Below are 24157 nucleotides of genomic sequence, written 5' to 3' on the forward strand. Positions count from 1 at the left end.
TTGTCTTGTTTAGTTTTCAAAGAACTTGTTTACCGCTTCAGAAGCGACTAGAACATCTTAACATCTCCAAATTGTTAGTGTCAACAACTTTTTTTGTTATTATGTTTTTTTGTTTCTTCGTCATCAGCGACGTATATTAATTTACCACCATATATAATCAAAGTCAACAATATTTCGCATTAAATAATAAACTTTTCAATTACGACTAAAGCCGCTACGCCTGGAACGCCCAATAAACCACTAATTCCGCTCGTTACAGGATTAATGGAGACATGAAGCCCTAAGCTCTCACCGAATAAATTGAGGCAAAATAAAAAAAGAGCACCTGCTACAAATTTAACTCCGATAAGTCCTAACCATTTGAATGGATTCGCTTGAACACCTGACATAAACAACAATAATACAGCTAGCAGAATTGAACCAATCACAATAACAGGTTCCATAATCCTCTCATCTCCTCTTCATATGAATAGTACAAGCATATGAGAGGACTATGTAAAATAGACCTGCTATCTCCAGTTGTTTAAACGTATATTCCTCTTTTTCGCTTCTCTAAGATAGAAAAAGTACTTTGCTTGAGCAAGCTTTAATTCGAATAGAATGTCCGGTGAAGGCTCAACGCTGTTTGCGACAAGCTTTTTTTGTCTGTTCCATTCTTCCTTTTGCTTAAAAAGCTGTTGAATTAATTTCTCATCGAATTCTTTTCGAATTGATTTTCTGCGAAGAAAACCCATGTACCGTACTTCTCCTTCCTACATCTCACGTCTGCCTTCTAGAGCCTTAGAAAGTGTGACTTCATCCGCATACTCTAAATCTCCACCTACTGGGAGTCCGTGAGCAATACGAGAGAGTTTAATTCCTGATGGTTTCAACAATCTAGAGATATACATGGCTGTCGCTTCTCCTTCAATGTTTGGGTTGGTTGCAAGAATGACCTCTGTTACTTGATCGTCTTGCAATCTTTTTAATAGATCAGGGATTTTAATATCCTCTGGTCCAATCCCGTCCATTGGTGAAATGGCACCATGAAGCACATGATATAAGCCGTTGTATTCTTTCATTTTTTCCATTGCAATCACATCTTTTGGATCCTGTACTACACAGATAACCGATTGATCTCTTCTTGTATCTTCACAAATATAGCAAGGATCCTGATCAGTGATATGGCCGCAAACAGAACAATAAGTTAAATTACGCTTTGCATTTACAAGCGCCTTCGCAAAATCTAGTACGACATCTTCCTGCATACTAAGAACAAAAAAAGCCAGACGGACCGCGGTTTTAGGTCCGATTCCTGGCAATTTCATAAAGCTATCAATCAGCTTTGATATTGGTTCAGGATATTGCATTTTCAGTTATTCCTCCTAGAATAAACCTGGCATGTTCATTCCTTTTGTGAATTGACCCATTGTTTCATTTGTTAGCTCATCAACTTTTTTCAATGCATCATTTGTCGCTGCAAGCACAAGGTCTTGAAGCATATCGATGTCTTCAGGATCAACAACTTCTTCATTAATTGCTACATCCACGACTTCTTTTTGTCCATTCACTTTTACAGTGACCATACCGCCACCTGCCGTACCTTCAAGGACTTTTTCTGCAAGCTCTTCTTGAGCCTTAGCCATATCCTTTTGCATTTTTTGCATTTGTTTCATCATTTTTTGCATATTTCCCATTCCACCGCGCATATGAACACCACTCTCTTTCAATTTGTTAATCTTTAATTTCAATCAAATCGGTTCCTACTAACTTCTTTGCTTCCGCAATTAATGGATCCTCTTCAGCAGAAGCGGCCTGACCATCTGCCTGTTCATCCGGCTGATGATCTCTTAAAAATTCTTCTCTTATTTTACCCCATTGAGCGTCAGGAACGCCAACTAATTCCACTCTTTTTCCTAGCATAGATTCTAGCAGTTGCTCAAGGTTGGTCCGAACACCACTTTTATCTTCAGCCACCATCTTACAATGTATTTCAAACTTAAATTTTAAAACAAAGGCATGAGATGCAGCCGCAACAGGTTCACTGTCTGTTAATAGCGCAGCGTGAGATACCTTATTTTGCTGTTTCAATTGGGCAAGAAGCTCTCCCCATTTGCCTTTTATTTTTTCTAGCTCCGGCCGCTTCGCTTCTTTTAAAATCTCATGAATGCGGCCGACAGGTGCACGATAGCCATTTTTGTTACTCGTTTGCGGTCGAGGGGCTTCCCTTTTTTCTTGAGGGCTTTGAGCCTGAGACATCGGTACACCCTCAGCTCTTAGCCTAGAGAGCTCCTGTTCCAGTCTGTCTATTTTATCCGTTAACGCTGTTAAATCAGAATCAGCATAAGATGGTGTCGCACCAGCCGTTGACTGGCAAAGCTTCACAACAGCAACTTCAAAGAAAATTCTTGGATGATTTGTCCATTTCATTTCTTGATGGCTCTTATTCAGTACTTCAATCGTCTCATAAAGAAACTGAGGTGTCACACGTTCTGAAAGCGAAACGAACTTTTCGTCGACCTTGACTTTTTCAAGGACACCTTCAAGGTCTGGTGCTGTTTTATAAAGAAGCATATCTCTAAAGTAAAAGATCATATCCTCTATTAATTTTGCAGCATCTTTCCCCTGTTGAAGCAATTCATTTAATGTATCTAACGCTATCGCGATATTTTGTTCGAAAATCGCTTCAGCAAGCTGACTAATGAAATGCTGAGATACAGCACCTGTAATGAGTAGTGCATCATCAATTGTCAGCTGTTCACCACTAAATGAAATCGCTTGATCCAAGAGGCTTAGTGCATCACGCATACCACCATCTGCTGCACTAGCAATAATCTCGAGTGAACCCTCTTGTACATTTAGGCTTTCTGCATCTACAATTTTCTCCATTCTTCCAACAATATCTTTTGTCGTAATCCGTTTGAAATCAAATCTCTGACACCTTGATATGATGGTAAGAGGAATCTTATGAGGCTCTGTGGTAGCCAAAATAAAGATACAATGAGCTGGCGGTTCCTCTAGCGTTTTAAGGAGTGCATTAAATGCCCCAATAGAGAGCATATGTACCTCATCTATAATATAAACCTTATATGTAACCGCTGAAGGAGCAAATTTCACTTTATCACGTATATCTCGGATTTCATCTACCCCATTATTCGAGGCAGCATCTATTTCAATCACGTCTGAAATCGAACCGTTTGTAATTCCTCTACAAGCATCACATTCATTACACGGTTCACTAACAGGTGACTTTTCACAGTTCACTGCCTTTGCAAAGATCTTGGCAGCACTTGTTTTACCTGTTCCTCTAGGACCTGAAAATAAGTAAGCATGAGAAAACTTTTTCTGCAAAAGGGCATTTTGCAACGTTTTTGTGATGTGTTCTTGTCCAACAACATCCTCAAAAACTTGAGGTCTGAACACTCGGTATAAAGCTTGATAACTCACAAATACGCCCTCCTCCATTTATCATCATTTTCATTATACATGAAGCAACGATCAATTCAAAAGTACACCTTTATTTTCTAATAAACGAAAAAGGGCGTTCCATGTAAAGATTCTTTACTTTTCTCGAATGAAAAACGTATTTTCCAAATTTCTGACATGACTCGTCAGACCAACAAGAACACCAGTTCTCTTTGTGGTTGTTGAAAAAATAGCTCACTTCAAAAAAGACTTTTTCGCTATTTGTTTAAACAAAGCAAAAGATGTATTCTTTCAACAGCAACAAAAAACTCACCTAGATAAACTAGATGAGTTACATTTAATATTGATTTACCGTGCACCTTCTGTCGATTCGCTACCCCAAGCGTTACTTAAACAGTTAGCTCGGCCCAGGCAACCCTGCGGCACATGAGAGATTTCACTTAATGCTGCTTCCTTCCGGACCTGACATGGTTCATGAATTCCCATTGCGCAGGACCCAGACGTCAACACCACTTATTTAAGGCAGACCTTGAAGTAAACGAACCTCGAGAAGGGATTCGGCCTCGCTAGAGCGGATTGCGAGTACAGGGCACCGCTACCTCCCCGCTTAGCACGGCAAAATGAATATTAAATTGTTAATGACGCAGACATAAGTATACCTTCTTACTGCTGAAATTGCAAACGACATCCATTCATTTACTTTTCGCCTGCTTCTTACGCTGACGGAGGTCTCGAAAGAACTGACTTAACAGCTCACCACATTGATTTTCAAGCACACCACCAACGACTTCAGACTGATGATTGAATCGCTCATCATCCAATAAATTAATTAAAGTACCTGCACATCCACCTTTAGGATCATATGCGCCAAAAACGACCTTTTTCACTCTAGAAAGTACAATAGCGCCTGCACACATTGGGCATGGTTCAAGCGTAACGTAAAGTACAGCATCTTCTAGACGCCAGCTTCCGATCGTTTTACACGCTTCATCTATGGCAAGTAATTCTGCATGGGCAATGGATCGCTGCTCACTTTCCCTTAAATTGTGAGCACGGCTAACAATTTGATCATCAACAACGATAACGGCACCGATTGGCACTTCTCCTATTTGTCCTGCTTTCAAAGCTTCAGAAATGGCTTCTTGCATAAACTGTTCATCTTTCGTCATGGCACAGCTCTCTTTTCATGTTTTTTTAAAGGATATTGAGGTTAACATATTACCACAATCTTTTGAAGGGGGTCTTATATTGTCAAAGCACCAAAAGGCGCTGCTTATTATCGACATGATCAATAATTTTGATTTTGACATGGGACATGTGCTCGCTGAAAAAACAGAGCATATGACCAATAAAATTTTATCCCTTAAACAGCACGCTTTCAAGAAAAATTGGCCAATCATCTATATCAACGATCACTACGGACTCTGGAAGGCTGATATTCAAGCTGTCATACAAACATGTAAAAACGAAAGAAGCGCCCCTATTTTAGAGCAAATGGCACCATCAAACGATGATTACTTCTTAATAAAACCTAAACACTCTGCCTTCTATGGTACAGGACTAGAGACACTCCTAAATGAACTAGGTATTCAAGATCTTATTTTAACTGGAATTGCTGGAAACATTTGCGTTCTGTTCACCGCAAATGACGCTTACATGCGAGAATATAACATGATTGTACCTAAAGATTGTATTGCTTCAAACGATGAGAGAGATAACGAGTACGCTTTAACGATGATGGAGAACGTTCTTCTTGCAAATATCACAACTGCTAAAGAGATCACGAATGAAAATCAAACATGATTTATCCATCACCCTCATAAATTGTTAGCAATAACAAAGGGGGCGTTGACTATTCAAATTTATGTTGTCAAAAGAGGAGATACTTTAAATGAAATTGCCATGCGCTATAAAACAACAGTAAATGAAATTATCCGTACCAACGACATCGAAACACCTAATCAACTTGTCGTTGGACAAACAATTGTAATTCCAATTAGAGGTCAATTCTACGAAGTTAAACAAAATGACACACTTTATCAAATTGGGAATAAATTTCAAATTTCAGTGGAAGAATTGGCACGAGTGAATCGGATTCGACCTGAAGCGATACTGCCTATTCGTTTCTTGCTTTATATTCCACAAAGACCGAAAAGAAACATTAATTCTAATGCTTATATTGAACCACGTGGAAATCAAGTGAGCGAGAATTTAAAACAAGCAGCCAGAGAGGCATCTCCATATTTAACGCACCTAGGCGCCTTTAGTTTTCAAGCGCAAAGAGACGGAACACTTCGAGAACCGCCGTTAGATCAACTACCTCAGATTGCCACTCAAAACAGAACTGTATTATCCATGGTGGTCACAAATCTAGAGAATGAAAAATTTAGTGATGAACTTGGACGAATTCTTTTAACAAACCAATCTGTCAAAACGACATTTTTAAATGAAATCGTCCGCGTTGCTCAAAAGTATCAATTAAAAGAAATCCATTTTGACTTTGAATATTTACGTCCTGCTGATAAAGATGCCTATCTTCAATTTTTAAGAGAGGCAACCACTCGTTTTCACCAACAGGGATGGACCATTTCCGTTGCACTTGCCCCTAAAACAAGTAGTGAACAGAAGGGAAAGTGGTATGAGGCTCATGACTATGAAGCGATCGGTAAGATCGTCGATCATGTTGTGTTGATGACCTACGAGTGGGGATACAGCGGCGGGCCTGCACAAGCCGTTTCTCCGATTGGACCTGTCCGTCAAGTCATTGAATATGCACTGACTGTCATCCCAGCCAATAAAATTGTGATGGGTCAGAATTTATATGGGTATGATTGGACTCTTCCTTATGTTCAGGGTGGCCCTATCGCCAAAGCTGTCAGCCCTCAACAAGCAATCGCAATTGCTAGAGAGAATAATGTATCCATTCTATACGACGAAACAGCACAAGCACCTTATTTCCGCTATACCGATGCCAACAACAAAGAGCATGAGGTTTGGTTCGAAGACGCAAGGTCCATTCAAGCCAAGTTTAATCTCATCAAAGAGTTAAACTTAAATGGGATAGCTTATTGGAAATTAGGTCTATCTTTCCCACAAAACTGGCTCTTGTTATCAGATCAATTTAATATTGAAAAAAGAACGACAACGTAATTCATTCGCTCTATCTCTCAGAAGGGGTATGGTACAATATACATTGGTTTGACAACTTTACAGATAGAGGAGAACGCCTATGTATCCTGCCCCTTTTATTGCAGTGGAAGGCCCAATCGGAGCCGGAAAAACAACTTTGGCTACAATGCTTTCGAAGGAATTTCAATTCCCTTTAGTGAAAGAGATTGTAGAAGAAAATCCATTCTTAGATAAATTTTATGAAGATATGGAGCAATGGAGCTTTCAGCTTGAGATGTTCTTTCTATGCAATCGGTTTAAACAGTTAGAATCTATAGAAGAAAACTATGTGAAAAAACAGCAGCCGATCGTCACTGATTATCATGTCTATAAAAATATGATATTTGCAGAAAGAACCTTATCAAAAAAACACATGGATAAATATAGAAAGATCTATCACTTGCTAACAGATGATCTTCCTAAACCCAATGCCATGATCTATATAAAAGCCAGCCTTCCCACCTTACTGAATAGAATAAAGATGAGAGGACGCTCTTTTGAAGAAGACATTGACCCAGCGTATTTAAAGACCCTGATTGAAGATTATGAGCTGGCCATTGAACATTTAAAACAAACTGAGCCAGAGCTTCCTATCATTACAATTGAAGGAGATCATACAGACTTCGTTTCCTCACAGCAAGATTACCAGCAAATTTTACAGAACATAAAGGAGCAAGTGCTATGAAAAATATCGAAATTCCAAAAGATGCGGTCATTACAATTGCCGGGACAGTCGGTGTCGGAAAATCAACCATGACGAAAACAATAGCGGACAAGCTAGGATTTCAAACCTCTCTTGAGAAAGTAGATGATAATCCATACTTAGAGCCTTTCTACTCAGATTTCCAACGATGGAGCTTTCATTTACAGGTCTATTTCCTAGCTGAACGCTTTAAGGAGCAGAAGCGAATCTTTGAGTCGGGTGGAGGATATGTACAAGATCGGTCCATCTATGAGGACACTGGCATTTTTGCTAAAATGCATGCTGACAAAGGCACAATGTCAGAGGTAGATTATGAAACGTATACGAGTCTATTTGAGGCAATGGTGATGACGCCTTATTTCCCTCATCCTGACGTCCTTATTTATTTGCATGGGGATTTAGATCATATATTGCATCGTATCGAAGAGCGCGGAAGAGAAATGGAAACTCAAACCGATCGAGCATATTGGGAAGAAATGTACACTCGATATACAGAATGGATTGAACAATTTGATCTGTGCCCAGTGATTAAAATTAATATCGAAGATTATGACTTATTTCATGATGAAAGCTCACTTGATCCCATTCTTCACGAAATTGCTTCTGTTATTCAAAAAAATCGTTCTAAAACAAAATAAAAAAACCGCTGCATTTCGAATGCAGCGGTTTGACAATTTCCAATTTTTATGCTTGCGTTTCAATTCAACTAAGGTAAAATCAATATGGCGGAGGAAGAGGGATTCGAACCCCCGCGGGCTTTGACACCCCTGTCGGTTTTCAAGCCCGATCCCTTCAGCATGACTTGGGTATTCAAGTAAGGTAAAATCAATATGGCGGAGGAAGAGGGATTCGAACCCCCGCGGGCTTTGACACCCCTGTCGGTTTTCAAGACCGATCCCTTCAGCCGGACTTGGGTATTCCTCCGTATCGACAAGAGTTAATATATCATATCATCTTATTTGAAGTCAACATCTTTTCAAAAAAAATTAAAAGGTTATCCTGACTTGATCAATATCATAAAAAAACAACCCACTAGAGGCTGCTTTTTATATTCTGTAAATATAAATACATTATAAAACGACACCTTCACCAAAAATATCTGGAATTTGCAGAAGTTCGAAGATATCTTTCACTTCTTTCTGAACATGAGAAATGGTAACTTTTGTCCCTTTTTCTCCAAGTGATTGGACTGTATTCATTAAAAGTCCAATACCAGATGAGTCAACAAAAGGTACTTGCTCGAAGTTTAAGTTAACTGTTTGATAAGTTTCTAAAAGCGGGAGAAGTTGCTCATCAAAAATTTCGGTACTATCAATGTCAAGATCCCCCTGAATTTTGACTTCAAGATCCCCATTTTTTTCTTCTGTTGAATATATAATCATGACGCATTCCTCCAAGAACTAATTAATAATGTAGTACGAGCTTTCCATCTCTATCCAGTCGAGCACAAACGTTGTCAGTTGTTTGATTAAAAATGTGTTTCATGGTTCCAAGTTGAATGACGGTGCCTTCCATGGCCTTTTTGATGATGATTGTTTGATCGTCTGGAACAGAAATAAGAGTTGGTCTTCCACTTTCTGCACCGACTTCATTCACTTCTACTCCCAATCTTCCATAGGCCTCCCCTCCACGAATATTACCGCTGATCATTAATTTGCCTCCTGAATGAATTTTGGAGTTCACCGTTCCTTGTCCATGTACCATGATATTGCCGCTACAATATAATTGGCTGTTTAAAACATTAGGAATCGCAATATACGTGTTAGAATCTACTGTGTCCTGACTTTGTTCGTAGAGTTCTTTCATTTTTAATGTTAAATCTTTTATTCTATCTATAGATATCACTTCTTTGGTGATTGACAGAAATAACTGCGTCATCGCCAAAGATACCTCTTTCCAGTCATCATCGAACAGGTCATTTTCATTTTGGCGTACCATCTCGACATAATTTTTAGCTCTCAACTGAAAATTCTTAAACTTCTTTTCGAGCAGTATACGAATCAATGGCTGCAATCCACCTCTTGCGAAATCACTTGATTTGAATCCTGGTGATAAGGTTAGCTGCTTGATGACAGAAATAATCTGTTCTGTATCTCGATAAAGAATTCCTAGCAAATCGCCTAGCTCAACTACTAAAAGATTGTTTTTGCCCGCTGAAACTTCGGAACTAATGATGTTACTATAAGTGACGATCGCTCCAGCGGAAGTGATTGTAGCGTTTGTGATGGTCTTATGAACCGTTACGTCCCCTTCTGCTTTCACAACCATCCGTTCATCCACTTCACCAAAAATTTCAACGTCTCCTTTAAACCGAATATTCCCTGATGCCAAATCGACATTCCCTTTATGAATCAGTTTTGGAAGAATAGCTACTCGAACCAATTTACCCCGTTTTTCTAACAGAGGACGTCCGGATAAAGTCGCGACTATTTTGTCATCTACCACGTTTATACCATTACCCGCACGCACGGTAATTGGATGTGTCTGTTTTGCCGGAAGCGGCTCATTGGTAACGGTATAACCCATTTTTCCAGGTTCAGGAGGATGGATGATTGCCACCACCTGTCCTCGTTCCACACTTGAAAGCGTCTTGGTTTCACGAAAATCTACTCGACCACCTGTTGTCTCCTTAGGTCCTTCATCTATATCGTCTACATTCACTTTTAACTCAACCCAACCATCTTTTCCTGGCTGTGCTTTAATCCCTTCAGCAATGAGAAACGTTCCTTCAGTATTGGTCTGAGTTGCTTTGATGATTTCATCTTGATAAAAACCATGGATCACTCGTAGTTCTTCAAGCTTCTTCATAATATCAGCATATTGTAGAGTGTTGACAATCTCTTTCTTTTCTTCTACCTTAAGATCAATATGTTGTTCGGGCGCAGTATCTTTAATTGATCTTCTAAGCGTATATCCAGGATCTATCTTCAATTCTACTATTAATTTACTAGCATCCATCTTGATGGACCAGCGGGTTTCTCTTGCTTCATCTTCCACTTTCACAGCATAGTTGTTCGCTTCTGAAACAATGAGTGTTTTTTCTTTTACAAGTTGATTATCTTTAAATAATTGAATACCTTCTCCAATGGTAACCATTGGAAAATTGTTAGGGGAAGATTTGCATTTAAGTTGACCTTCTTCCACCCATACTTTTCCTGATAATTCCTCCATTTGAAGTTTTCTCTTTCTATATATCTCAAGCTCAGATAATGGAGATGATTCCTCCTCAATTCCCTTTTCAAATTCCGGTAACGGAGACTGTTCATTTTCAATCATTTTTTCAAACTCATCCAACACATTCAGTTCAGGTTTCGGGGTTTTTGCGGTCATCCGTGTCAATTTGACAACAGCTTGTTTTCCTAAAATGCCCATGAACCCCTTGGTCTCTTGCTGAAGTATTTCAATATTCACTTCTTGTTTTGTCGCATCCATTAGTTCGAGCCCAATCGATATTGCTTCCTTTATATTTTTCCCTTTTGATATGATGTTTTGCACAAAATCACCCCCGTTTATTTCCTACATTTAGATGCATTCAGACTGGGATTGTCTGATTGTTCTCTTTCAACTTTTAAAATGACCATTGTGATATCATCTTTCTGCTGCGTACCATTAGTAAATTGATGAATTGAATTCATCACGCATTTCTCTATCTCACTCACAGGCTTTTTCTGATTCTCAGTTAACGTTTCAATCAATCGTTCGATCTGATACTGCTCACTGCTACCATTTTGGGCTTCTACAATTCCATCTGTATAAAAAAAGATCGTATCGTGGTCACCAAGTTTTATAGATTCTTCTTGGTACACTTGATTCGGAAGGCCTCCAACCATTATTCCTTTTGTTCTCGGAAGTTCAGAGACCTTTTTTGTTTTAGCACTTATCCATAACGGAATATTATGACCGGCATTCGCATACGTCAGTATTCTCGTATTGGGATTCCAATCTGCACAAAATAACGTAACAAATGACTTTAGAGCACGTAAATCCTTATAAATTGCCTGATTCATCGCCGTAAGGTTATCACCTGGTCCTTGAGTTCTTTCGGCAGCACTTCGAAAAGCACCACGAGTTAGAATCATGAGCATTGCTGCGGGAATGCCTTTTCCCATCACATCTCCAATCACAATTCTTATTTTCCCATTCAATAGCGGATAAAAATCATAATAATCACCGCCTATTAGCCGTGCAGGTACCGTTGAACCAACTACTTTTCCTCCTGCGAAAGAAGGAACCTCCCCATTGAGGAGAGTCGATTGAATGTTTCGCGCCATATTTATTTCACGCTGGAGCGTTCGATCTTCAGCATCTTGCTCTTTTTTCTTATGGGAGCTTTTTAGTTTATTCATATACGACTAAACAACCTCCCCGTTGAGGGCTTCTAGAATCTGATACAGCCCAACCATTTCAAACACTTGATGTGTGAGTTCATCAACACCTTGTAGCCGCAAAGTAAAATCTTTTTCTTGTGATAGATATATCGCATTCATGATTGAACCTATTCCAGTAGAATCAATGAAATCTAGCCCACTGAAATCAATCACTAGCAGTTTAACCATTGTCATATCCTCTAAGAAAGGGTCAATCGAACCTGTCGTAGAGATGTCCAATATACCGTGTAAATACAAAGTAGTCGTCGATTCATGCACTTCTTTTTTAATTTGTAATCCGGTCACCAGTATCTCCTCCTTATAATTTAAATTTGCCCATATAATCAAGTAGTGACCTAGAAATATCTGATAACTCACTCGCCTGTTCATGCAGCGATTGAATAAGATCAGAAAGTGTAATTGTCATATCTGTTGTAGCTGCCGTTTTATCTTTTGCGATTTTCTTAAGCTCATCCACTTTATCTAGTATCTCTTTTACATTTCCTTGTTGAGGTGCATTTTTCATAAAAGTTCCTATTTCATCAAGGAAATTCATGATTTCATTTAGCTGTTCTCTGGACTTAATCGTTGATTCCGTCGATAATGTATACATTTTTTCTACAGAATTAGACGCTTCCGATTCAAGCATCACAGATAGTCGTTGAGTCTTGTTAGCTTGTTCTCGGGTGTCAGTGATCAGTTTATTAAGTTTATCTACCATCCGATTCGTGCTTTTAGATAAAACCTCTAGTTCACTGCCGTCTTTGATCTCACTTTTCACCGTCAAATCCCCTTCTTTAAGTGAGGCAATCTGCTTTTCAATCTTTTGAATATTTTCATATATTCGGTTAAAAAATCTAGCTGTTAAAAGGAAGAGCACGACAAGTGATGCAAGACCGGAAATAATGAGAATGATTGAATAACGGTAAAGAGGTCCACTCATTTTGTTATAGTCGAGTGCAATATAAATAACACGATTTTCATTCAAAGGGATAAACATTTTATACAATTTTTTATCTTTCACAGTCTCAATTAAAGTTTGCGTTTTCAAATTGGATTGTGTCAGCATTTGCGTATCTTTCTCTGTGGCAAATTTAAAATTTCCAGCTTCGATTTTTTTTAATGGAGGATATATTTGCTTTTCAAGAGAAGGGTTAGCAATTACTTTTGGATTCAAGACGCCAATTTCTTCAACAAATTCACTGTCTTTCACCAATTTCTTGATTTCTGTGTCAGGTCCCACATTCTCCATGTAGTGATTGACTTCATTCGCTTCTATAAACGGGTTAATAATAAAATCAGTTCCCTCTTCATAGTAGTATGCATATTTGAAAAACTTTGATTGATCAGTGTGAGAAGCTGATTTGGCAATTGGCAATACAAGTGTATATGGATTGGTATACGTAGCTCCCGGTACTTCAGGTAATTTACCGCTCATTAAGAGCTTTCCAACTTCGAAGTACCCATATTCTTTAAAGCTAAAGCCAATCTCTGCTTTCTGGGTCGATTGAATAGCAACAAAATCGTCTGGTGTCTCTTTTAAAATTGAAATTCCAGCTAATCCGAGCTTTTTTTTGATTCGATTTAATTCATCTTGTTTGATTTCTTTTGCCTTTTTCCCCTTTAAAAGAGTACCGATATGACTCGCATAAGAAACCAACTTTGAATCAATCTGGTTTTCAATTGTAGATGTTGCCAAGTCCGTTTGTTCTAACCCTCTTATCATTGTATTTGCTACTGCTGTCGCCTGAATATGTGACTGTTTAACGATTTGCTCTTTCATATAGTAAAGTTGTGCTAGTCCAGATATGATGGCGATGATAAACAAAATGGAAAGCACTTTTATTAGGAATTGTTTCCTTAAGGTGATCTTTTTACCTTTCATCATTGCTCCTCTTTCATGTTGAATTCTCCTGAAATCCAGCTACAGGCAATGTCTCTTATTTCTTTTAGCTTGTGATTGCATACATGTCCTTCTTCTTTATATTCAACCAACCATTTTTCAGACGAAATATTTTCATAAAGTCTGCTAAACTCATTTTTGGTGATCATCATATCCTGACTTCCGTAAAAAACAAGTACGGGTGCTCTATACTTGATGTCATCGAATTTTGGAATCGATCTTTCTGTTTCCTCTTCGTCTTTGTCATCTACTATGCATGAACATTCCATACGTTTCATGAAATAACTAGGCATATTCATCCGCTCTAGTTCTACTGCTGGACTAACAGCTACAACTTTATCTACATTTTTATTAGAGCTCCCGTATAGCACCCATGATGCTGCTAGGCTTGTTCCAAATAAATAGATAGGCAGATGAGGATAGGTTTTCTTAGCATGATCGATCACTTGATGAATAAAATTCTCCCATCTGGCTCTTGTTCCGATTACACCATTCACCATAAACGTCTCTCCCTGACCAGGGCCATCAAAACTCATAGTGATAAACCCCTTTTGCAAGAAATCCTTTTCATACAAATAAAGCTCTTCCTTCGTTGAATCGATAGGGTTTACAATGATGATGACCCCTTTTTGGTTTTTCGGAACCCTAATTCGGCCAGAACAAATGATATGATTTTTTAATAACAGTTTCTGATACACTGTTGTTGTATCTGAAAGAGAATCTGCTTTCCTCATAAAATCTAAACTTTTTTGATACCAACCCATTTTAGCGTCTGAGTAAGAGGGATCGATCCAATAGTTTAGAATGTAATAAAGTGCTGCTTGGCGATAATTCTTTTCCGCTTCCCTATAGTTTTGTAGCACTTCCAATTCTCTTCCTCTTTTTTCTTTGTCTTCTGCAAGCTTTGACCATGTCGTATACCATCCTTCTAAAGAATGGATATCGGATCTGGCCCCTTGCAGGTCATTCTCTTCTAAACCATGCACGAGCCATCTTTCCCAAAAAACATCAAGTAATCTTGCCGTTTTCAATGTTCGATGAATGGTTTTTGAAATGACAACGGAATCCATCTTTATCATTCATCTTCACTCCTTTTAAAATATGATAGGGATAGGCAGTGTGCTCTATCCCTCTACCTTTACATCCCCTGAAAATTCTTCTCTATTAAAAGATAGAATGATCGTGGAGCCTTCAGATGTCGTATACAAAGAAACCTGTTTTGACATTTTCATCATTAATGTAAAGCCTTGTCCCATTGATTTCTTAGTAGAATAACCAGCAAGCAATGTCATCTTAGGTAGTTCTTTTAGTGAAAATCCGGGTCCGCGATCTTCAATGATAAACCGAATTTCATTTTGATCTTTATCCTCTATAAGTGTCATCTTTCCTTCTTCACCGTGCTTAATTGTGTTGGTAATGGCTTCTGAGAGAACAAGCAGCCATCCCATAGTCGTAGAATTTTTATACCCCATGGCTTCAAGGCTATCCCGAGCCATATGGCGACAGTTCGGAATATCAGAAAGCTGTTTGATTTCTCCTTCACAAAATATCCTGCCTTTTTTAAAACCTACGAGGTCCTCTTCTGAAGCCAGAAGAAATTTCCCTTGAGTAGAAGCCAAGATGACATCTCTGTATACTTTCCATTCTTCCCACATGGAGGACTGAGGTGCGGGTCCACTTTTTTCAGGTGCTAACAAATCTTCTTTAAATATTTCATAGGCCTTTAACATCGCATTTTGAAAATTGGCCTTAACATTCATCCTTAAAATGTTCTCTCGTATATTGTGATCTTTCTCTTTTGCCCATGTCAGCATCTGTTCGCTCATAAAAAGAAAGTATTCTTGTCCATCGCTTTCCTCATCACACACAGAACGCGCCAGAGATTTATAAAATACATCCTCACCATCTGCCACCTTTGTACCTGTGTAGTAACAAAGTTTTCTGGCGAGAAACCCCCTCTTCGTTCGATACTCAACCTCTTTATATGAAAGATCGAGGGGAAGAGACTGAAATCCTCTTTCAACCGTGTGATCTTTGAACACTTTATCTATCAGCCGCCTCATAAAGCTCCCTCCCTATAGAATGCCTAATGGTGGCATAATCGTGATTTCATCAACGTATGCACCTGGAGGCTGAGCAATTAAGCTGAGTAGATAAGCTGCCACCGTTTCAGTCGGAATCATAGCATCGAGATCTGGTTTTGGTTCAATGTTTTCCCAAAAATCACTACTGACAGCGCCGGGAATGATGGCCGTTACCTGCACACCATGCTTCCTCCATTCAGCTTGCATCACTTTCGTTAAACCAAGCAAACCAAATTTAGAAGAGGAATATCCTCCACAGTTTGGAAGAGCCGTTGTACCTGCTACAGATACAAGATTGATGATATGACCATTTTTTCTTTCTACCATATGTTTTCCTATACATTTGGACATGAGAAAAGATCCTCGTAAATTGGTTGATATCATTTGATCAAATGCTTCAATGGACGTATCAAGAATACTGTCAAATACACCCAATCCTGCACTGTTAATCAGGACATCAATACAACCAAATTCATGAATAGCCCTTGCTGCAAATTGTTGAACAGACTGTTCATCCCTTACATCAAGCGGTAGTTCGAGTACGTTTTGTCTACGTTTTTCTTGATAATTACGACTTCCAAGTACAAGATTTGCTCCCTCATTTTCAAGGAGAAGAGCCGTTTTCTGTCCTATTCCTTTACTGGCACCTGTGATTAAAATTGTTTTACCTTTTAATCGTTCATCATGCGCCATACTTCATATCCTCTTGTGGGCCGCAATATTCAAAGTAATTCTTTTCTGTTTCATAAAGACCAATCTTAAATAAATTAGTCAGTTGGGGAGATAACAGGTCCCAAATTACGACAGCTACATTCTCAGACGTCGGATTCAGGTCTTTAAATTCTTCCGTATCTAAATTCAAATGTTTATGATCAAATCTCTCCATGATCTCTTTCTCTACTACACTGTCGATGTCACTTAAATTTGCGATCATTCCTGTCACTGGATCAGGCTCCCCGTTTACAGTGACTTCTAAATAATAGTTATGACCGTGACCGTATGGATTGTTGCACTTCCCGAAGAGTTCCTGATTTTCCTCTTCGCTAAGTTGTTCACTATGCAAACGGTGTGCTGTACAGAAATGATATTTACGTGTTAATCGGACCAATTGTCCATCCTCCTTTTCGGAATATAAAAAGTTGTTTTCATGAAGGCGAATTTTATGAATCTGACAGTGATCGATTTTCCCGTCTAAAGATTCCCAAAGATAGGTTGCGATATTTTCAGTTGTAGGAATGTGATGTTTAAAATAATCGTTCTCCATGTTCAGAAATTTCCCATCTAGATTTTCAGCTACAAATGATTTAACTACCTTATCAATATCTGTGATATTCACGACAATCCCGGATTGTCTATTAAGTTTCCCTTTGACCATTACTTCAAGTGTATAATCATGGCCGTGTCCGTTTGGGTTACTGCAAGGGCCAAATACTTGCTGATTATATTCATCACTCCATTCTTTCACCCTATAGGAATGAAGTGATGAGAAATACATCTTTCTAGATAAATAAAGCATGTGATACCCTCCTTTTAATCTCTTATCAAAGCCTGCTCAAACTCATGAACCAAAGATTGTTGTTCTTTGAATAAACCTTTTTTAATAGTTGTGACTGTGGAACTACCTGGTTTTTTCACTCCCCTAGCGCACATACATAGATGTTGTCCTTCCACACTTACGATAACGCCTTCTGGCTGCAAGACATTCATAATGGCATTCGCCATTTGTTGTGTCATACGCTCCTGAACTTGCGGGCGCTTTGAAATCAATTCGACCAGCCTTGCAAATTTGCTTAATCCTACGACTCTCCCTTTTGGAATATAGCCAATATGTGCTTTTCCAAAGAACGGTATAAGATGATGCTCACAAAATGTGTAATAATTGATGTCTTTGACAACTACCATACCTTCATATTCTTCTTCAAATGTTGTTGTTAAAGCCGTTTCAGGATCTACTCCGATCCCTTCAAACACTTCTTTATACATTTTTGCTACTCTCTTCGGTGTATCACGTAAACCCTCTCGAGTTGGATCTTCCCCGAGCAATTCCAGCATGTTTCGAATCTGATCCTCCAATAGACCCATTCTCAAATCATCACTCATAGTACTTTCCTCCTATTTTTTACGCACAAAAAAGACCCGACTAAAAGATTGTCGAGTCTCTCTGAAGAGGAGTAGCAATTTGTCATGCTATTCCTCTCACTTCTCAATCCTTTTTCGGTAACCCGGCGATCGTAGCTTTTCAGCCTTAGACCCGTAGCTTTGCGTCCTTATCTTTCAACAAGTTTGCCATTATCGAAGGTATTCTTCTCTAATATATTTATTTATAATTTTATAGAGACGTTAGAACACGTCTTTTTATTCAATCGCTCTATCTCCCTTGGCACTAAAATCATCAATTCAACTAATATGACAAAAAACAGCAATTAATAGGTATAAAATCCTGTTTAATCTTATTTTTAAAATAGGCCTATAATCCCATTATCCGATCAATTATAGAAATAATCAAGAAAAAATTGATTTTTTTAGTTTTTTTAAAAAAAAATGCAAAACTGACTTCATATATTTATTCTAGATTTTTCTCCATATCTCATCTTTCCCTTCATTTAGCACAAAAAAAAGATCGTCAATTCAATGACGATCTTTTTTAAAAGGCATAGATATTCATGCTCATTATATTAGGTTGCAATAATTCTCACGTGATGATTGATCTATTTCGTATCCTGTCTAATTTCTTCAATAAAATGATTCATCTCTTCTTTAAAATCATTTAATGATTCGATAATCTTAGTAAAGTCTGTCACTTGTTTGGCCTGTTCGTTTGTTGAGCTGCTGATTTGTGAGATGTTTTCAGACAAAGTGCCTATGCTGTCTTGGATTTCTTTTAAAAATGTATTAATGGTTTCAGCTGCTTCCTTTGATCCATCTGATAACTTACGTACCTCATCTGCAACAACAGCAAAGCCTTTTCCATTTTCACCTGCTCTTGCCGCTTCAATTGCAGCATTGAGCCCTAGCAGGTTTGTCTGTCTCGCGATCCCGCCAATGGTTTTGACGACTTCTTCAATATTCGCCGATTTCTCTTCTGCTCTTCCAGCCTGCTCGCTTATTTCTAAGCTAGTAGCAGCCAGCTCTTGTGAATGTGCAGCAATTTGCTCAATTCCACCTTGTAGTTCTTTCGCTACTTTATTGATATGTTCCATATAGCCGCTTAATTGCTTTTCACGATGATGTGAAAAAGCCACTAAAAAAGAACCAATCACCTTTTTATCTTCATCAAAAATAGGATAACCTTTTACAGCAATTTCATAGCCATATAAAGACTCCGGTAAATAACCGTCGTATTCTTGTCCACTTAATGTTGTCGCCACGTTTTGGTCTTCTGGGTTCAATGGGTCCCCTGCTTTAATGCCAAAATCTACTGTACTCGACGGGTAATAACAAAGCACCTTTTCTGTATCAGAGATGCAGAAAAGGATACTGTCATCTAGAACTTTTCTGAGTAAATGCGCCATTTCAACATAATAGTCAAGCCTATTCAAGATTATTCCTTCTTTCCTAGAAGCTTTTAGTCTTTTTATCGGCTTATTTTATAAAAGCTGTAGAAGTTTAGGTAAAAAGAATAAGATGCCAAGGCGGCATCTTATTTGATCACATCTTTATTACCCATATAAGGACGTAGTACTTCAGGAATAATCACTGTTCCATCCTCTTGTTGGTAGTTTTCTAAAATGGCTGCCACTGTTCTTCCTACCGCTAAACCAGATCCATTTAATGTGTGGACGTGTTCTGGCTTTGCTTTAGGTTCTGGGCGGAAACGAATATTTGCTCGTCTTGCTTGGAACGCTTCGAAATTACTGCAAGAAGAAATTTCACGATACGTATTCTGGCTCGGAATCCATACTTCGATGTCGTATTTCTTCGCAGCTGTGAAACCTAAGTCTCCCGTACACATGCTCATGACACGGTATGGCAGGTTCAATAATTGAAGAACTTTTTCTGCCTGATTTGTTAGTTTTTCTAATTCTTCATAAGACTCTTCTGGTCTGACAAATTTCACGAGCTCTACTTTGTTGAATTGATGCTGACGAATGAGTCCGCGTGTATCTCTGCCGGCAGATCCAGCTTCAGATCTAAAGCAAGCACTGAATGCTGCATAATTGATTGGTAGCTGATCCCCTTCAAGGATTTCGTCACGGTGCATGTTGGTAATTGGCACTTCAGCCGTTGGAATGAGGAAATAATCTTCTTCCCGAATTTTAAAAGCATCCTCTTCAAATTTTGGAAGCTGTCCAGTCCCCGTCATGCTTGCTCTGTTGACCATGTAAGGTGGAAGTACTTCAGTAAAACCAAACTCATCCACATGTAAATCGAGCATAAAGTTATAAAGTGCACGCTCTAAACGTGCGCCCAGTCCTTTATAAAAAACAAAGCGGCTTCCTGTCACTTTTCCTGCTCGTTCAAAATCCAAAATATTTAGCTCATCTGCTACGTCCCAATGCGGCTTTGGCTCAAATGAAAATGCTGGCTGTTCGCCCCATTTTCTCACTTCAATGTTGTCGTCTTCTGTTTCACCAACTGGTACAGAGTCATGAGGGATATTTGGAATGGAGAACAGGATGGTTTTCAGGCTTTCCTCTACTGTTCTTAATTCATCATCCAGCTTCTTAATCTCATCGCCTACCTCGCGCATTTCTTGAATAATGTGATCGGCGTCTTTCTTTTCTCTTTTTAGAACAGCCACTTGCTGTGATACTTCATTTCTTCGGCTCTTCAATTCTTCTGTTTTACCGATTAATTCTCTTCTTTTTTGATCCAGCTCACCAAATTTATCAAAATCCGCCAAATCTTCGCCTCGGTGTGCTAATTTTTCTTTGATTTGATCAAAGTCCGTGCGCAGTTGTTTAATATCCAGCATGTGTTACACTCCTTTTTTTATCGAAAAATAAAAAGAGCCCTCATCCCATGAAAGGGACGAGAGCTCTCGCGTTGCCACCCTGATTGAAAACATGCAAAAGCATGCTTTCCTCTTTCCTCTGTAACGGCATCACCGTAAATGCTTACTTCTCGTGTTTCAGCATTTCGCTCAAGGATGGATTCAGAATGCATCTTTCACCGATTCACACCAACCATCGGCTCTCTGAGAAAGAGGGGCTTCTTACTATTTCCCGTCAACGCTTTTTCGATCTTTGATTGTGATTTTAATGTACTATAAGTTTTATCTCTTTTCAACCGTTTTATACAGCTTGCTTCGTTTTGTAGGACTTCACCATCTCAACAAACAGCAGTGTTAACCGGTGGTCGTCTGTCAGCTCTGGATGAAAAGAGCAACCTAAAATATTGTTTTCTTTCGCCATTACAATCCTGCCATCGTACTTAGCCATGATCTCTACGCTGTCATCTGCGCTGATAATATGAGGCGCACGGATGAACACCCCTGTAAACGGTGCATCCAGCCCTTTCACTTCTACATCTGCTTCAAAGCTGTCTACCTGTCTGCCAAACGAATTACGAGCAACAGATACATTTAACAGTCCAAGATGAGCATCTTCTCGATCTTCTATATGTTTTGCCAGCATAATCAAACCAGCACATGTCCCAAAAATCGGTTTCCCTTGAGCTGCGAACGCTTTGATCGGTTCAATAAATTGGTACGTATCCATGAGTCTTCTCATCGTCGTACTTTCTCCACCAGGGATAATCAGACCGTCAACAGTTTCTAGCTCCTCTAATCGTTTGATGACCTTTCCCGCTGCGCCACAAGCTTCAATCGATTGAATATGCTCTCTCACCGCTCCTTGAAGCCCTAGTACACCAATTGTTAGCATGTTCATTTGCGCTCCCTTACTTACCAGCCACGTTCTTGCATACGTTCTTCTGGCAGTAGATTTGAAATTTCAATTCCTTTCATAGCTGTTCCCAGCTCTTTAGACAGTTCTGCAATGAGACGATAATCTGTGAAATGAGTCGTTGCTTCTACAATCGCTTTTGCGAATTTAGCAGGATTTTCTGATTTGAAAATTCCTGATCCGACAAATACACCATCTGCCCCTAGCTGCATCATTAACGCCGCATCAGCTGGTGTCGCAACGCCTCCAGCTGCAAAGTTCACGACTGGCAGCTTGCCGTCTTTTTTAATCTGAAGCAATAATTCATAAGGTGCTCCCAGATTCTTTGCTTCAGTCATCAGTTCATCTTCACTCATCGCCGCTACTTTTCGAATTTGAGCGTTGACTTTTCTCATATGACGTACAGCTTCTACAATGTTTCCTGTTCCTGGTTCACCTTTTGTACGCAGCATGGATGCGCCTTCTGCAATACGGCGGGTTGCTTCGCCTAAATCACGACATCCACATACGAAAGGTACTGTGTATTCCTTCTTATTTAAATGGAATTCCTCATCTGCGGGCGTTAGCACTTCACTTTCATCAATATAATCGACACCAAGTGCTTCAAGAACACGAGCCTCCACGATGTGGCCGATACGTGCTTTTGCCATGACTGGAATCGTTACTGCATTCTGCACTTCTTCCACGATTCTTGGGTCTGCCATACGGGCAACACCGCCTGCTGCACGGATATCAGCTGGCACTCGTTCTAGCGCCATCACTGCCACTGCACCTGCTTCTTCTGCGATTTTTGCCTGCTCAGCATTGACGACATCCATAATGACGCCACCCTTTTGCATTTCTGCCATTCCACGTTTTACTCGTTCAGTTCCCTTATTGCTCACAATTGTTTCCTCCCATTTGTCTATTCGATTGATTCAACATCTTTATCATACAAGCGAGGTAGTATAACAATAAAGAGAATAGTATAACAATTCAATTAGCTGATAAAAAAGGATAAACCTTTATATATCAAGGTTTTACAGCTATAAAGGTATCATTTTCTCTTTTAAGTGTGATTTACATGCTATAATGCAACTATAACAATCCAACACAATGTATAACAATTTTGCACTCATTGGAGGATTCTCATGCATATTGATATCCATCGACACTCAGATACATCTCTTTCAAATCAGATTTACTTTTCCATTATTGATCACATTCAATCTGGACTTCTTCAGCAAGGGGATAAGCTGCCAACTGTACGTGATTTAGCAAAACAGCTCAATGTGAGTCTTGTCACGGCAGCAAAGGCATATACACGCCTTAAGGACGACGGATATTTAACGACTGTACAAGGGAAAGGAACATTTGTAGATGAACTGCAAGAGCACACAGACACCCCTGTTCAACCATCTACTTCTTTCGATTGGCAATTGTCGATTCCAGATTATTTACCAAGGTCTCAATTCGCTCAGTATCACTATGTAGAAGAAGCCATTAACCTTTCTTCCTCTATGATTGATCCTGGTCTTTTACCTAACCGTTATCTAGAAAAAGAAATGCAGCATGTACTGGCACGCCATCCTCAAATTATGTCGAAATACGGGGAAATACAAGGTGATCTTCAGCTTCGTCAGGTCATTCAATCTTTTTTAGAAAAATTAGATGTGCCTTCTACTCCTGACAATATTCTTGTGACGAGTGGTTCTCAGCAAGGGCTTGATTTAGTAGCCCGGACGTTCATCGGACCGGACGATGTCGTCGTCATGGAGGCACCAACCTATCCAGGCGCGATTGACGTCTTTATGGGCAGAGGGGCAAGAATCATTACAGTTCCTGTAGATCATGAAGGAATGAACATGAAGCAGCTGCAAAGCATTTGTGATAAATATAAACCGAAGCTCATCTATACAATTCCTACTTTTCACAGTCCAACAGGCGCCAGTATGTCCATGAAACGAAGAAAACAGCTTCTCTTATTGGCACAAAGCATCGATTGTCTTATCGTAGAAGATGATCCCTACCGTGAACTTTATTTTGAGAAAAAGCCGCCGGCTCCTATTAAAAGTCTGGATCACGATGGACATGTCATTTATTTAAGAGGCTTAAGTAAGACATTGGCTCCAGGGTGCAGAATTGGAATTATTACAGCGTCAGGTTCTATATTTAACCGTTTACTTGCTGCAAAGGCCAATAATGATTTAGGCAGTCCACTTCTCACACAGAAGGCCATTTTACCGTTTCTCACATCGAAGAAAATGATTGATCATACAAAAAAATTAAGAACAGCCTTGAAGGTCAGACGTGATTTAATGATGGATGTTTTAACGAAGCATGCGCCAAAGGACGTCACTTGGCAAATTCCTCAGGGCGGGCTCAATTTGTGGCTCAGCTTTCCTTCCTGGGTCGATACACGTGCACTGTTACATGAGGCACGAAAGAAGCAAATTACCTTCCTGCCAGGCTCTGTCTGCTATCCTGGGGAACCAAAACAGAATTATATCCGCCTCAGCTTTTCATATGTGAATGAAAAGGCACTGACTGAAGGGGTGGAAAAGCTATGTGGTATTTTTCAGCAAGCCTTGTCCACACCTCATAACCACAAACAGTCCCTTTTCTTTTAATATAAAAAAAACTGCCCTCCATGTAGACTGACATAGCAGAGTGAGACACAAATAAAACACCCTTATTAGGCT

The 24157-nt window shown here is 39.3% G+C and carries 24 protein-coding genes, 1 tRNA gene, 1 other RNA gene, 1 pseudogene, 1 riboswitch and 1 other annotated feature; of the genes and pseudogenes, 5 read left to right on the forward strand and 22 right to left on the reverse strand.

Annotated features, from left to right (window positions below):
* Window positions 1–179: 179 nt before the first annotated feature.
* From BA1_RS14165 to tadA, 7 genes are all read right to left on the reverse strand, one after another.
* Window positions 180–443: a pro-sigmaK processing inhibitor BofA family protein gene (locus tag BA1_RS14165; protein ID WP_008360286.1), complete on the reverse strand. Its 264-nt coding sequence runs from the start codon at window positions 441–443 to the stop codon at window positions 180–182.
* Window positions 444–509: 66 nt separating this feature from the next.
* On the reverse strand, window positions 510–734 hold the full coding sequence (locus BA1_RS14170; RefSeq protein ID WP_008360288.1) for a YaaL family protein: 225 nt from the start codon (window positions 732–734) through the stop codon (window positions 510–512).
* Between the two features lie 18 nt (window positions 735–752).
* Entirely contained in the window at window positions 753–1349 is a 597-nt protein-coding gene (gene recR, locus BA1_RS14175; protein ID WP_003218094.1) for a recombination protein RecR, read from the reverse strand.
* A 15-nt stretch (window positions 1350–1364) separates the two neighbouring features.
* A complete protein-coding gene (locus tag BA1_RS14180) occupies window positions 1365–1688 on the reverse strand; it encodes a YbaB/EbfC family nucleoid-associated protein (protein WP_008342011.1) in 324 nt (107 codons plus the stop codon).
* Between the two features lie 25 nt (window positions 1689–1713).
* Window positions 1714–3426 (reverse strand): DNA polymerase III subunit gamma/tau, encoded by a 1713-nt coding sequence (gene dnaX / locus BA1_RS14185; RefSeq protein ID WP_008360290.1) that lies wholly within the window; start codon window positions 3424–3426, stop codon window positions 1714–1716.
* A gap of 330 nt (window positions 3427–3756) precedes the next feature.
* Window positions 3757–4021, reverse strand: an RNA gene (ffs, locus tag BA1_RS18810) — signal recognition particle sRNA large type.
* 76 nt (window positions 4022–4097) lie between these two features.
* Window positions 4098–4574 carry a tRNA adenosine(34) deaminase TadA gene (gene tadA / locus BA1_RS14190; protein WP_008360293.1) on the reverse strand — a complete coding sequence of 159 codons (477 nt, stop codon included), beginning with the start codon at window positions 4572–4574 and terminating at the stop codon, window positions 4098–4100.
* A 79-nt stretch (window positions 4575–4653) separates the two neighbouring features.
* Between tadA and BA1_RS14195 the strand changes: the two genes are divergently transcribed.
* The 4 genes from BA1_RS14195 to BA1_RS14210 all read left to right on the forward strand — a co-directional run bounded on the left by BA1_RS14195 (window position 4654) and on the right by BA1_RS14210 (window position 7914).
* On the forward strand, window positions 4654–5208 hold the full coding sequence (locus BA1_RS14195) for a cysteine hydrolase family protein (protein ID WP_008360296.1): 555 nt from the start codon (window positions 4654–4656) through the stop codon (window positions 5206–5208).
* Between the two features lie 99 nt (window positions 5209–5307).
* A complete protein-coding gene (locus BA1_RS14200) occupies window positions 5308–6555 on the forward strand; it encodes a glycoside hydrolase family 18 protein (RefSeq protein WP_237739229.1) in 1248 nt (415 codons plus the stop codon).
* Window positions 6556–6634: 79 nt separating this feature from the next.
* A complete protein-coding gene (locus BA1_RS14205) occupies window positions 6635–7258 on the forward strand; it encodes a deoxynucleoside kinase (protein ID WP_008360301.1) in 624 nt (207 codons plus the stop codon).
* Window positions 7255–7914: a deoxynucleoside kinase gene (locus BA1_RS14210; RefSeq protein ID WP_008360303.1), complete on the forward strand. Its 660-nt coding sequence runs from the start codon at window positions 7255–7257 to the stop codon at window positions 7912–7914. The genes BA1_RS14205 and BA1_RS14210 overlap by 4 nt, the downstream gene beginning before the upstream one ends.
* Window positions 7915–8107: 193 nt before the next feature.
* Here BA1_RS14210 and BA1_RS14220 read toward each other — a convergent pair.
* From BA1_RS14220 to pdxS, 15 genes and pseudogenes are all read right to left on the reverse strand, one after another.
* Window positions 8108–8200 (reverse strand) — tRNA-Ser (locus BA1_RS14220).
* 146 nt (window positions 8201–8346) lie between these two features.
* Window positions 8347–8658 carry an STAS domain-containing protein gene (locus tag BA1_RS14225; RefSeq protein WP_008360304.1) on the reverse strand — a complete coding sequence of 104 codons (312 nt, stop codon included), beginning with the start codon at window positions 8656–8658 and terminating at the stop codon, window positions 8347–8349.
* 22 nt (window positions 8659–8680) lie between these two features.
* Window positions 8681–10771, reverse strand: a complete 2091-nt coding sequence (locus tag BA1_RS14230) for a FapA family protein (RefSeq protein ID WP_008360306.1) — start codon at window positions 10769–10771, stop codon at window positions 8681–8683.
* 14 nt (window positions 10772–10785) lie between these two features.
* The gene (locus BA1_RS14235; RefSeq protein ID WP_008360307.1) at window positions 10786–11622 is read right to left on the reverse strand and encodes a PP2C family protein-serine/threonine phosphatase; all 837 of its coding nucleotides are present in this window, start codon (window positions 11620–11622) and stop codon (window positions 10786–10788) included.
* A 6-nt stretch (window positions 11623–11628) separates the two neighbouring features.
* Window positions 11629–11949, reverse strand: coding sequence for an STAS domain-containing protein (locus tag BA1_RS14240; protein ID WP_008360310.1), 321 nt, complete (start codon window positions 11947–11949; stop codon window positions 11629–11631).
* Between the two features lie 13 nt (window positions 11950–11962).
* Window positions 11963–13528: a methyl-accepting chemotaxis protein gene (locus BA1_RS14245; RefSeq protein WP_008360312.1), complete on the reverse strand. Its 1566-nt coding sequence runs from the start codon at window positions 13526–13528 to the stop codon at window positions 11963–11965.
* Window positions 13528–14625, reverse strand: coding sequence for an alpha/beta hydrolase (locus BA1_RS14250; RefSeq protein ID WP_008360314.1), 1098 nt, complete (start codon window positions 14623–14625; stop codon window positions 13528–13530). Before BA1_RS14250 ends, BA1_RS14245 begins: the two co-directional genes overlap by 1 nt.
* A gap of 45 nt (window positions 14626–14670) precedes the next feature.
* On the reverse strand, window positions 14671–15609 hold the full coding sequence (locus tag BA1_RS19540) for an ATP-binding protein (RefSeq protein WP_008360315.1): 939 nt from the start codon (window positions 15607–15609) through the stop codon (window positions 14671–14673).
* Window positions 15610–15621: 12 nt separating this feature from the next.
* On the reverse strand, window positions 15622–16323 hold the full coding sequence (locus BA1_RS19545; RefSeq protein WP_008360317.1) for an SDR family oxidoreductase: 702 nt from the start codon (window positions 16321–16323) through the stop codon (window positions 15622–15624).
* The gene (locus tag BA1_RS14265; protein WP_008360319.1) at window positions 16313–17146 is read right to left on the reverse strand and encodes a 6-carboxytetrahydropterin synthase; all 834 of its coding nucleotides are present in this window, start codon (window positions 17144–17146) and stop codon (window positions 16313–16315) included. The genes BA1_RS19545 and BA1_RS14265 overlap by 11 nt, the downstream gene beginning before the upstream one ends.
* A gap of 14 nt (window positions 17147–17160) precedes the next feature.
* Window positions 17161–17730 (reverse strand): GTP cyclohydrolase I FolE, encoded by a 570-nt coding sequence (gene folE, locus BA1_RS14270; RefSeq protein WP_008360321.1) that lies wholly within the window; start codon window positions 17728–17730, stop codon window positions 17161–17163.
* A gap of 113 nt (window positions 17731–17843) precedes the next feature.
* Window positions 17844–17928, reverse strand: a riboswitch (cyclic di-GMP riboswitch).
* 410 nt (window positions 17929–18338) lie between these two features.
* Window positions 18339–18674, reverse strand: a pseudogene (locus BA1_RS19835) (methyl-accepting chemotaxis protein); the annotation flags it as partial.
* A gap of 596 nt (window positions 18675–19270) precedes the next feature.
* Entirely contained in the window at window positions 19271–20545 is a 1275-nt protein-coding gene (gene serS / locus BA1_RS14280; protein WP_008360325.1) for a serine--tRNA ligase, read from the reverse strand.
* Between the two features lie 49 nt (window positions 20546–20594).
* Window positions 20595–20811: a binding site (T-box leader), on the reverse strand.
* 53 nt (window positions 20812–20864) lie between these two features.
* Window positions 20865–21455, reverse strand: coding sequence for a pyridoxal 5'-phosphate synthase glutaminase subunit PdxT (pdxT, locus tag BA1_RS14285; protein ID WP_008360327.1), 591 nt, complete (start codon window positions 21453–21455; stop codon window positions 20865–20867).
* A gap of 20 nt (window positions 21456–21475) precedes the next feature.
* Window positions 21476–22360, reverse strand: coding sequence for a pyridoxal 5'-phosphate synthase lyase subunit PdxS (gene pdxS / locus BA1_RS14290; RefSeq protein ID WP_008360329.1), 885 nt, complete (start codon window positions 22358–22360; stop codon window positions 21476–21478).
* A gap of 246 nt (window positions 22361–22606) precedes the next feature.
* Here pdxS and pdxR point away from each other — a divergent pair, with 246 nt between their 5' ends.
* Entirely contained in the window at window positions 22607–24085 is a 1479-nt protein-coding gene (gene pdxR, locus BA1_RS14295; protein WP_008360331.1) for a MocR-like pyridoxine biosynthesis transcription factor PdxR, read from the forward strand.
* Window positions 24086–24157 lie beyond the last annotated feature (72 nt).

The sequence above is a fragment of the Bacillus xiamenensis genome, assembly GCF_000300535.1.
Taxonomy (GTDB): Bacteria; Bacillota; Bacilli; order Bacillales; family Bacillaceae; genus Bacillus; species Bacillus xiamenensis.